Origin of the sequence: Actinocorallia aurantiaca (genome assembly GCF_039533685.1) — a bacterium.
GTDB classification, from domain to species: Bacteria; Actinomycetota; Actinomycetes; order Streptosporangiales; family Streptosporangiaceae; genus Actinocorallia; species Actinocorallia aurantiaca.
In genome coordinates, this window is record NZ_BAAATZ010000027.1 from 1 (window position 1) to 9,840 (window position 9,840).

The window sequence follows — 9,840 nt, forward strand, 5'->3', positions numbered from 1 at the left end:
CCAGGGCGGGAAGGGCTCCCTGCGGCGGCCGGGAGGCGGCGGCCTGCTGCGGAGAGCCGGGAGGGGGTACCCTCCCTGGAGCGACCGGAGGCTGCGCGGGCGGACGCATCTGCCGGTTCCCGGGATGGGGGGGCTGGTGGGCAGCCTGCGGTGCGCCGTCGGTCAGCCACTCGTAGTCCGGCCCACCTGGCGAGGTCGACGATGAGGTCGACATGTCAGTCACAGAGCGCCTCTCCACGAACACGAAAAGCGGCATACGCCGCACTAAACGGTCTAGACCCTATATGACCCGCGTTGCCCAGAAGTTACTTTCGGCACGATTGTTGAGGCGCTATACGGATAGCGCCGGACGTTCCACTACGGTGCGTCAACCAGGCTCCCGCAGGGACGTGACGACAGTCACCCTAACACCGCCGAACTTTTCGCCCTTGTGACGAATCCAACGGTCAGAGGGTTGTCGCGCCTCTCGGCGGAACCCCCTCGGAGACGGTGAGGAATGGCGGCGCGCCATTGTGAAACGCCCGCTCCCGCCCTTGATTGATCTTCCGCATCGCATTCTTGAACACAAGTACACCCGTCAACGGACGTCAACCACTTGTCATGTCTCGGTAGGGGTCGCAGTTGCCCCAAGTTACACAGAGTGAGACAAGTAGCGCATAAGACGAATGTTCCGCTAGGTTCGGCTATCCATCAGCGTGTCCAACAGCCGGGTCCAAGGGGACTGCCTCGTGCATGCAATGACCAGACGTGGCGCGATCTCGACCGTCGCCCTCTCCAGCCTGACCGCCGTCCTCCGCCCCGGCTCCGCCTCCGCCGCCCCCGCGGACACCGGCGCGACCGTGGTGAACGAGCAGATGGTGCGCGAGCGCACTCTGGACATCACCATCAACACCCCCTCCCTCCCGTTCCAGCCCAAGGCCCGGATCATGCTGCCCAGGGGCTGGAGCAAGAACGCCGGACGCACCTGGCCCACCCTCTACGTCTACGGCGGCGGAGGCGAGGGCGACTACCAGGGCTGGGACGTGATGACCGACATCAAGGACATCGCCGCCCAGTGGGACGTCATCGTGGTGATGCCCGAAGGAGGGGTCAGCGCCGGGTTCACCGACTGGTACAACGCCGGCAAGGGCGGCCCGCCCAAGTGGGAGACCTTCCACGTCGGCGAGGTCGTCCAGCTGATGCAGCGCAACTACCGCGCCGGCAATGTCCGGGCGGTCATGGGCATCTCCTCCGGCGGCCAGGGAGCGATCACCTACGCCGCGCGCCACCGCGGCCTGTTCCGCTACGCCGCCTGCTACAGCGGCATCCTGCACCTGACGAAGCCGGGCATCTCCTCGCTGATGGCCCTCGCCGACATGAACTCCACCGTGGACACCAGCCCGACGATCAAGTGGGGCGACCCCGTCCGCGACCGCGGCAACTGGCTGCTGCACGACCCTTACTACCTGGCGGGCAACCTGCGCGGCACCGGCCTGTACATCTCCTCGGGCACCACCGGCAAGGCCGGGCCGCTGGACGCGAAGTTCGCGGACGTGCTCGAGCAGCACGGCGGCGTGACCGGGGCGCTGCAGTTCCAGGTCGTCGGCGGCGTCGGCGAGCAGATCGTCGGCATCACCGCCAAGTCGATGATCGACCGGCTCAAGGCCATGAAGATCCCGGTGACCACCCACCTGTACGGCGACGGCATGCACAACTGGGCCTACTGGAACCGCGAGTACAAGCTGGCCTGGCCGCTGATCATGAAGGCGCTGCAGGCCCGCAGGTACTGAGCCCGAGCGCGCGGAAGGGGGTCCCGGCCGAGCCGGGGCCCCCTTCCGCCTTCCAGTAATCACACCGCCAGCAGGCGCCCCACCTTCTCGTCGCGGAGGTCCTCGGCCTCGCCGGCGTGCGCCACCTGGCCGCCCTCCAGGATGATGAACCGGTCGGCCAGGCGCAGCGCCAGCTCCAGGTACTGCTCCACCAGCAGGATCGCCAGGCCGGTGGCGTGCAGGCGCTCGATCGCCTCCTCGATCTCCAGGACGATGTTGGGCTGGATGCCCTCGGTCGGCTCGTCCAGGATCAGCATCTTCGGCCGGGTCACCAGGGCCCGGGCGATCGCGAGCTGCTGCTGCTGGCCGCCGGACAGGAAGCCCGCCCGCCGCTTCAGCAGCGGCACCAGCCGGGGGAAGGCCTCCAGCGCCTCGTCCACCGCCTTGCGGTCCCGGTGGCCGGTCGCCTCCAGGGTGACCTGGAGGTTCTCGGCGACCGTGAGCTGGGGGAAGGTCTCGTGCCCCTGGGGGACGTACCCCATGCCCAGCTTCACCCGGTCGTAGGTCTTCATCCGGGTGACGTCCGCGCCCTCGAACTCGACCTTGCCCGCGGTGGGGGCGAGCACCCCCATGACCGAGTTGAGCAGGGTGGTCTTGCCGACGCCGTTGCGGCCCATCACGCACATCAGCTGCCCGGCGCCGACCTCGAAGTCGACGCCGAAGAGCACTCTCGCCCTGCCGTAGGCAGCCTCCAGCCCCGTCACCTTGAGCATCACGCGGCCTCCTCCTTCTTGCGGCCCAGGTAGACCTCCTGGACCCTCGGGTCGGCCTGGACGGCGGCGACGTCGCCCTCCACCAGGACGGATCCCTCGTGCAGGACGGTGACGGTCGAGGCGTACCGGCGCAGGAACTCCATGTCGTGCTCGATGACGATCACGGTGTGGTCCCTGGCGATCTCGGTGAGGAGCTCGCCGGTGCGCTCCCGCTCGTCCTTGCTCATGCCCGCGACCGGCTCGTCCAGCAGCAGGAGCTTGGGACCCTGGGCGATGAGCATGCCGATCTCCAGCCACTGGCGCTGGCCGTGCGAGAGGATCCCCGCGGGCCGGTCCGCCAGGTCCCGCAACCCGATCGTCTCCAGCGCGGACGCCACCTCGTCGGTGACGCCCTTCCTGCGGCGCAGCAGGCTCGCCAGCGGGCGGCGGAAGCTGGCGGCCAGGTCGATGTTCTCCAGGACCGACAGCTCCTCGAACACCACCGAGGTCTGGAACGTCCGGCCGATGCCGAGCCGGACGATCTGGTGCTCCTTCCGCCCGGCCAGGGACGCGCCGGCGAAGCGGACCGTTCCCGAGGTCGGTTTCGTCAGCCCGGTGATGACGTCGATCAGCGTGGTCTTGCCCGCGCCGTTGGGGCCGATGAGGAAGCGCAGCTCCCCCTCGCCCACGGTCAGGTCCACCCCGTTGATCGCCGTGAAGCCGTCGAAGACGACCATCAGATCCCTGATCTCCAGCAGGCCGGGGCCCGGCTTCGCCGCCTCGGTCCGCTCCGGAGCGGCCGCGGTCTCCTCCGAAGGGGCCTCTGGGGGATTCTCCTCGCTCATACCGGCACCTCCTCCTTGGCCAGAGCCTGCGGCGCGGACGGAGCCGCGGCCTTGCGCCGGGCCAGCAGGTCGCCGGCCTGGTTCACCAGGCCCGCGATGCCCTTGGGCGCCAGCATGATCACCAGGATGAACAGGCCGCCCTGCAGGTAGGTCCAGCCCTCGGGCCAGTTCTCCGAGAGCGTGGTGTGCGCCCAGTTCATCAGGACGCCGCCGAGGATCGCCCCCGCCAGCGAGAACCGCCCGCCGATGGCGACGGCGACGAGCAGTTCGATCGAGGGCACCACGCCCAGCAGCGCCGGCGAGATGATCCCGACGACCGGCACGTACAGCGCCCCGGCGATGCCCGCCATGGCCGCCGACACCGCGAAGGTGATCGTCTTGACCGTCGCGGGGTTGTACCCGAGGAAGCGCACCCGGTCCTCGCCGTCGCGGATGGCCACCAGCAGCCTGCCGAAACGGCTCTTCACCAGCTGGCGGGCGAGCAGGTAGAGCGCACCCAGCACCACGACGACCACGAAGTAGAAGGTGCGCTGGGTGCTCTCCTCCTCCGGGTCCATGCCGAACACGTCGTAGAAGTTGGTCAGCCCGTTGGTGCCGCCGGTGAGGCCCTGCTGGCCGACCAGCCAGATCACGAACGCGGCGGCCAGCGCCTGGCTGAGAATGGCGAAGTAGGCGCCGCGCACCCGCTGGCGGAACACCAGCAGGCCCAGCACGGCCGCGACCGCGACCGGCAGCACCACCACCATGGTCAGCGCGAAGAAAGGGCTGCGGAACGGCTCCCACAGGGCGGGCAGCTCCTCGACGCCGCTCCACACCATGAAGTCCGGCAGCCCGCCGGACCCGGCGTCCTTCAGCTTGAGGTACATGCCCATGCAGTAGCCGCCGAGCCCGAAGAACACGCCCTGGCCCAGGGTCATCATGCCGCCCTGGCCCCAGGCGAGCCCGATGCCCAGCGCGGCGATGGCGAAGCACAGGTACTTGGCCAGCAGGCCGAGCCGGAACGGGTCGAGCGCCGCCGGGGCGATCGCCAGCAGCAGCAGGGCGACCGCGGCGAACAGGACGTAGCCGCGGGCCCTTCCGGTGAGCAGGGTCCTCCCCTGCGCCAGGACGCTCATGTCAGCGCCCGGGAGCGGAGGACGAACATGCCCTGCGGACGGACCTGGAGGAAGGCCACGATCGCCACGAACACCACGACCTTGGCGGAGCTGGCGTCGGTCCAGAACTCCACGAAGGAGTTGAGCAGGCCCAGGGCCAGCGCCGCCAGGACCGCGCCGCGCAGCCGGCCGAGGCCGCCCGCGACGACGACGAGGAAGGCGTCGACGATGTAGTTGGTGCCCAGCGACGGGCCGATCGGGCCGATGAGGGTCAGCGCGACGCCCGCAACGCCGGCCAGGCCCGAGCCGATGAAGAAGGTCAGCTGGTCGACCCGCTCGGTGACCACCCCGGAGCATGCCGCCAGCTCACGGTTCTGCATGACCGCGCGCATCCTGCGGCCCTGCCGGGACCGGTTCATGTAGAGCCAGATCGCGGCCACGCAGGCGACCGCCAGGACCATGATGAACAGCCGGGTGTAGGGAATGGTCATGCCGCCGAGGGCGAGCCGCCCTTCGAGCAGGCCCGGCGCCGTCACGTTGACGTTGGGGGCGCCGAACAGGTCGCGCGCGAGCTGCTGCAGCACCAGGCTCACGCCCCAGGTGAGCAGCAGGGTGTCCAGGGGCCTTCCGTAGAACCGCCTGATGGCCAGCCGTTCCAGGATCAGGCCCATCGCGCCCGCCACGCCGAAGGCGACGGGAAGGGCCAGGAACACGGCCTTGTCGTCGGCGAGGTCCTGGAGCAGGTAGGCGGTGTAGGCCCCGGCCATGATGAACTCGCCGTGGGCCATGTTGATCACGCCCATCTGGCCGAAGGTGAAGGTCAGGCCCAGCGCGATGAGCAGTAGCGCGCCCGCGATGCTGAGCCCGACGGGCAGTTGGTCGATCATGTCCCCTCCTCTCTGTGTCGTGGCTCCGCCGCGCGAGGGCCACCCCGCCTCCGGTGGACGGGGTGGCCGCTCGTCACGACTGCTCGAGCCCGGGGCCTAGGAGAGGCCCTCGGCCCAGGGGTACGTCTTGAGGTAGGGGTCCGGCTTGATCGGTTCGCCGGAGCTCCACACCTCCTTGATCAGGCCGTCGGACTGGATCACGCCGATCCGGGCGGTCTTGTGGACGTGCTGGTTCTCGCCGTCGATGGTCACCAGGCCCTCGGGCAGCTTCAGCTCGACCCCGGCGGAGGCCTTCTTGACCGCCTCGACCTCGGTGGTGCCGGCCTTCTTCACCGATTCGGCCCACAGGTAGACGGCGTTGTAGCCGGCCTCCATCGGGTCGGAGGTCACCTTCTCCTGGCCGTACTTGGCCTTGAAGGCCTCGACGAAGGTCTTGTTCTCGGGGTTGTCGGTGGTCTGGTAGTAGTTCCAGGCCACCGGGTGGCCGACGATGTTGTCGACGCCGATGCCGCCGACTTCCTCCTCGGCGATGCTCACGGAAAGGACGGGCAGGCTCTCCGCCGTGCCACCGGCCGCCTTGAACTGCTTGAAGAAGGCGACGTTGCTGTCGCCGTTCAGGGTGTTGAAAACGGCGTCGGGCTTCGCCGACATGACCTTGTTGACGAGCGTTCCGTATTCGGTGTGACCCAGCGGGGTGTATTCCTCACCGACGACTTCCATGCCATTGGCCTCGGCATAGGCCTTGATGATTTTGTTCGCGGTGCGCGGGAAGACGTAGTCGCTGCCGACCAGGAAGATCTTCTTCTTGCCCTGGGACTTCAGGTAGTCCAGGCCGGGGATGATCTGCTGGTTGGTCGTGGCGCCGGTGTAGTAGATGTAGGGGGAGGACTCCAGGCCCTCGTACTGCACCGGGTACCACAGCAGCGCCTTCTCGGCCTCGAAGACCGGGAGCATGGCCTTGCGGCTGGCCGAGGTCCAGCCGCCGAAGACGGTCGCGACCTTGTCCTTCTTGACGAGCTTGCGCGCCTTCTCGGCGAAGGTGGGCCAGTCCGACGCCCCGTCCTCGACGACCGGCTCGATCTGCTTGCCCAGGACGCCGCCCTTGGCGTTGATCTCCTCGATCGCCATGAGTTCGGAGTTCTTGACGGTAACCTCGCTGATGGCCATGGTGCCGCTCAGCGAGTGGAGGATGCCCACCTTGATGGTGTCGCCGTTCTCAGCGCTCGCGGTCTCCTCGGACTCACCGCAGGCGGTGAGGACGAGTGCCGCGGCGGTGGCCATGACGGCCATTTTCCGCCAGTGGGAAATACGCAACTTGCTTCTCCTCGGGAAGGACCCCGCTTGTCGGTCGACCAACAATTTGCGGGAGCCTTATTTCCAGAGGGACCTTCGCGTGTTAATTGCGCATTACCGAAGTACCACCATGTAAACATGCGGTGAATCCGGGCATGGCAGGGTCTCCCGCCGTAACGGACGGGACGGGGAGAGATTCTCAGACGAGAATGGAAAGGCAGGTCACAGAGCCTTCGAGGGCCTCGAACTCGCTGATGTCGACGGTCGTGACCCGCCAGCCGTCCGCGCGCAGCAGCGCCGCGGTGCGGGGGGCGCTCGCCGCCAGCAGGAGGTGGTCCTCGCCCAGCACCACCACGCCGGCCCCGGACGCCTCGGGCGCCACCCGCAGGCCGGGCAGGCCCGAGGTGTCGATGAGGTCCGGGAGGCCGATCAGGGAGCCGTCCGGCAGCGCGGTCATCGCCGACTTCAGGTGCAGGGCCCCCAGCACCTTGACCCCGACCACCCGCCGGACGGGCAGCAGCGACGGCAGCCGGCACAGGGCGTCGTCGTCCGTGCGGCCCGACCGGCCCACGTAGAGGGTGTCGGAGGTCTGCAGGACGTCGCCGCCGTCCAGGGCGCACTCCCCGTCCAGGGTGCGGACGTCCAGGCCGAGGCCGCGCAGCGCCCGTTCGGTGCCCGCCACCTCGCCCGCCCGCTCGGGCGCGCCGGGCCGGGCCAGGACGGCCCTGTCCCCGCACACCACCGCGGTGTCCTCGACGAAGACCGCGTCGGGGCAGTCGTCGGCGGGCTCCACCCAGTGGAGCCCGAAACCCGCCTCGGCCAGGGCCCCGGTGTAGGCCTCGTGCTGGGCGCGGGCCAGCGCGAGGTCGAGGGGCCGGCGTTCCCGGTGGGTGACCAGGCCGTCGGCCAGCCTCGGTCCGGGGGCCCGGACCAGGGCGGTCCTCATGTGATCGCGCCCTCGGCGACCAGGATCACGCCCAGGGCGTGGGCGGTGCTCATGCCCAGGGACCCCGCCACCCGGTGCAGCTCCCGCCGCTCGTCCTCGCTCAGCGAGCCGTCGGACAGGGCGACCCGGGCCACCTGGGTGAGGAACCACTCCTTGGCCTCGACGGCCAGGTGGGCACCGGCCCTGGCGATCTCCTCGCGGTGGAACTCGGCCGGCAGGTGCAGGTCCTCGGCCAGCTCGTCGCTGGTGTAGGCATCCTCGCCGTAACCGCGGACGGCGTCCACGGCGCGGATCCGGGCGAGGGCCGCGGCCGGGTCGCCCGCCCGCAGCACCAGGCAGCAGGCGGCGCGCATGGCGGCGGGCAGCGCCGCGGACATGGCGGCGGCGGTGGGCTGGCGCAGGACCGAGACGTTGAACCGGGTGCGGCAGGAGCGGCACTCGACGGCCTGGCCGAGGCCGCGCAGGGGGATGACCGGGAGGAAGAAGAGGGTGATCCAGCGGCGGCCGCGGCGGCGGCGGTACCGGCGGTCGCCACCGCAGGACGGGCAGTGGAACATGCCCTCGCCGACCGTACGGAAGCAGACCGTCAGACCGAAGACGAGCAACACCGTGCTCTCCCTTCCGAAGGGTTGAAAAGTCAACATACCGAGCCCCCGGAATCCGCGGGGACGGTATGGAGAGAAGACGCTAGCGGGGGCAAACGTGACCTTCTACCCTTCAACCCATGACTCCGCCTTATACGCCGGGTTTCGGCGAGCAAGGGTATCCGCGCCCCACCCCTGCTTCCGCCGCCCCTGCCCGCCGGGCCCTGGCCGTCGTGAGCCTGCTGGCCTCGGCCGCGGTGACCGCCGCGCCCTTCCTGCCGTGGGTCTGGGTCTCCCAGGAGGCGTTCCTGCTGATCCCCGCCCAGTCGCAGAGCTGGACGGCCATGGACGAGCTGGCCGAGACCAGCAGCGCGCCGGGCTACCTGGCCCTGGCCGCCGGAATCCTCGGCCTGGTGCTCGCGCTGGCCGCCCTGGCCACCGGCCGCAAGCCCCTGGGGCTCGCCGCGATGGCCCCCGGAGTCCTGGGGACCGCCGCCTGCCTGCTCTTCGTGCGCGAGATCCAGTCCTACCAGGACCAGGTGGCCAACGACCTCCTCGCCCGGCTCGCCCAGGCCGTCCTGGACATCCAGGGCGGACTGGACTTCGGCTGGTTCCTGGCCCTGGGCGGCTCGGTGGTGCTGCTGCTCTGCGGCGCCGGACATCTGTTGCGAAAGGTCTAGCGGCTACCCTTTCAGTCATCCAGATGCCAAAGAACCCCATCTCCTCTCCCCGTCCCGGCCTCGGCCGCCTCTCCCGCCTCGGCCCGCCCTGCGCCGCCGCCCTGGTGGCCCTCGCCGTCGCCTGCTGGGGCCTGACGACCCCCTCCTTCTGGCGGGACGAGGCGGTCACCGCCGACCTCACCGGCAGGACCGTGCCCCAGCTCCTGCGCGTCCTCGGCGAGATCGACGCCGTCCACGGCTTCTACTACCTGCTCATGTGGCCGGTCACCACGGTGTTCGGCGTCTCCGAGCTCACCCTGCGGCTGCCCTCGGCGCTCGCCGCCGCCGCGGCGGCCGGACTCACCGCCGTGCTCGGACGGCGGCTCGGCTCCGACCGGCTCGGGCTGACCGCCGGGCTGCTGGTCGCGCTCTCCCCGTTCCTCAGCCGCTACGCCCAGGAGGCCAGGCAGTACGCCCTGGTCGCCGCGCTGGCCGTGCTCTCCACCTGGCTGCTGGTCCGCGCCGAGAACCGGCGCGGCTGGGCCTGGTACGCGTTGTCCGTGGTGCTGCTGGGCTACACCCACATGTTCGCGCTGCTCCTCCTGCCCGCCCACGTGATCGCCCGCCGGGACGCGCTGCGGTCCTGGGCGGTGGCCGCCGGAGCGGCCCTGGTCCCGCTGCTGGGGCTGGTCGTCTTCGCCATGAGCCAGCGCTACCAGGTGAGCTGGATCGAGCCGCTCACCGGCAAGGCGCTGCTGCGGCTGGCCCAGGCGCTGGGCTGGGGTCCGGTCCTGCTGGTCCCCGCCCTGCTGCTCGCCCTCCTGGGCCTGTGGCGGTACCGGCCCGCCTCCCCCCTCCTGCGGGTCGCACTCCCCTGGCTGGTGCTGCCCCCGGCGCTGCTGCTGGGGGTCTCCTGGCTGGGCAGCCCCTACTACGTGCAGAGGTACCTGCTCTTCTGCGTCCCGGCCGCCGCGCTGCTCGTCGCCGCCGGACTGGAGACCCTCTCCTGGAAGCTGGCCGTGCCGCTGACGG

Annotated in this window: 10 protein-coding genes; 3 read left to right on the forward strand and 7 right to left on the reverse strand. The window is 70.0% G+C overall.

Annotated elements, in window-relative coordinates; genetic code table 11:
* Positions 1-737 precede the first annotated feature (737 nt).
* Positions 738-1,769, forward strand: a complete 1,032-nt coding sequence (locus tag ABD327_RS27535; RefSeq protein ID WP_344454343.1) for an alpha/beta hydrolase — start codon at positions 738-740, stop codon at positions 1,767-1,769.
* A gap of 59 nt (positions 1,770-1,828) precedes the next feature.
* Here ABD327_RS27535 and urtE read toward each other — a convergent pair whose 3' ends face one another.
* From urtE to ABD327_RS27570, 7 genes are all read right to left on the reverse strand, one after another.
* Complete coding sequence (gene urtE, locus ABD327_RS27540; RefSeq protein ID WP_344454472.1) at positions 1,829-2,521, reverse strand: urea ABC transporter ATP-binding subunit UrtE; 693 nt, start codon at positions 2,519-2,521, stop codon at positions 1,829-1,831.
* Positions 2,521-3,237 (reverse strand): urea ABC transporter ATP-binding protein UrtD, encoded by a 717-nt coding sequence (gene urtD, locus ABD327_RS27545; protein ID WP_425547238.1) that lies wholly within the window; start codon positions 3,235-3,237, stop codon positions 2,521-2,523. Before urtD ends, urtE begins: the two co-directional genes overlap by 1 nt.
* Before the next feature lie 104 nt (positions 3,238-3,341).
* Positions 3,342-4,460 carry an urea ABC transporter permease subunit UrtC gene (urtC, locus tag ABD327_RS27550; RefSeq protein WP_344454348.1) on the reverse strand — a complete coding sequence of 373 codons (1,119 nt, stop codon included), beginning with the start codon at positions 4,458-4,460 and terminating at the stop codon, positions 3,342-3,344.
* Positions 4,457-5,326, reverse strand: a complete 870-nt coding sequence (gene urtB, locus ABD327_RS27555) for an urea ABC transporter permease subunit UrtB (RefSeq protein WP_344454350.1) — start codon at positions 5,324-5,326, stop codon at positions 4,457-4,459. The genes urtC and urtB overlap by 4 nt, the downstream gene beginning before the upstream one ends.
* Before the next feature lie 96 nt (positions 5,327-5,422).
* Entirely contained in the window at positions 5,423-6,616 is a 1,194-nt protein-coding gene (urtA, locus tag ABD327_RS27560) for an urea ABC transporter substrate-binding protein (RefSeq protein WP_344454474.1), read from the reverse strand.
* Between the two features lie 202 nt (positions 6,617-6,818).
* Complete coding sequence (locus ABD327_RS27565) at positions 6,819-7,565, reverse strand: dimethylarginine dimethylaminohydrolase family protein (protein WP_344454352.1); 747 nt, start codon at positions 7,563-7,565, stop codon at positions 6,819-6,821.
* On the reverse strand, positions 7,562-8,173 hold the full coding sequence (locus tag ABD327_RS27570) for a zinc-ribbon domain-containing protein (RefSeq protein ID WP_344454354.1): 612 nt from the start codon (positions 8,171-8,173) through the stop codon (positions 7,562-7,564). The genes ABD327_RS27565 and ABD327_RS27570 overlap by 4 nt, the downstream gene beginning before the upstream one ends.
* A gap of 116 nt (positions 8,174-8,289) precedes the next feature.
* Here ABD327_RS27570 and ABD327_RS27575 point away from each other — a divergent pair, with 116 nt between their 5' ends.
* Positions 8,290-8,829, forward strand: coding sequence for a hypothetical protein (locus ABD327_RS27575; RefSeq protein WP_344454356.1), 540 nt, complete (start codon positions 8,290-8,292; stop codon positions 8,827-8,829).
* 23 nt (positions 8,830-8,852) lie between these two features.
* The coding region (locus tag ABD327_RS27580) for a glycosyltransferase family 39 protein (RefSeq protein ID WP_344454358.1) at positions 8,853-9,840 on the forward strand (988 nt) is incomplete at its 3' end.

Coding starts and splice junctions, on each gene's coding strand:
- urtC (WP_344454348.1), bottom strand. CDS start 4,460: ATGAGCGTCCTGGCGCAGGGGAGGACCCTGCTCACCGGAAGGGCCCGC.
- urtB (WP_344454350.1), bottom strand. CDS start 5,326: ATGATCGACCAACTGCCCGTCGGGCTCAGCATCGCGGGCGCGCTACTG.
- ABD327_RS27565 (WP_344454352.1), bottom strand. CDS start 7,565: ATGAGGACCGCCCTGGTCCGGGCCCCCGGACCGAGGCTGGCCGACGGC.
- ABD327_RS27535 (WP_344454343.1), top strand. CDS start 738: ATGACCAGACGTGGCGCGATCTCGACCGTCGCCCTCTCCAGCCTGACC.
- urtA (WP_344454474.1), bottom strand. CDS start 6,616: ATGGCCGTCATGGCCACCGCCGCGGCACTCGTCCTCACCGCCTGCGGT.
- urtD (WP_425547238.1), bottom strand. CDS start 3,237: ATGGTCGTCTTCGACGGCTTCACGGCGATCAACGGGGTGGACCTGACC.
- ABD327_RS27575 (WP_344454356.1), top strand. CDS start 8,290: ATGACTCCGCCTTATACGCCGGGTTTCGGCGAGCAAGGGTATCCGCGC.
- urtE (WP_344454472.1), bottom strand. CDS start 2,521: ATGCTCAAGGTGACGGGGCTGGAGGCTGCCTACGGCAGGGCGAGAGTG.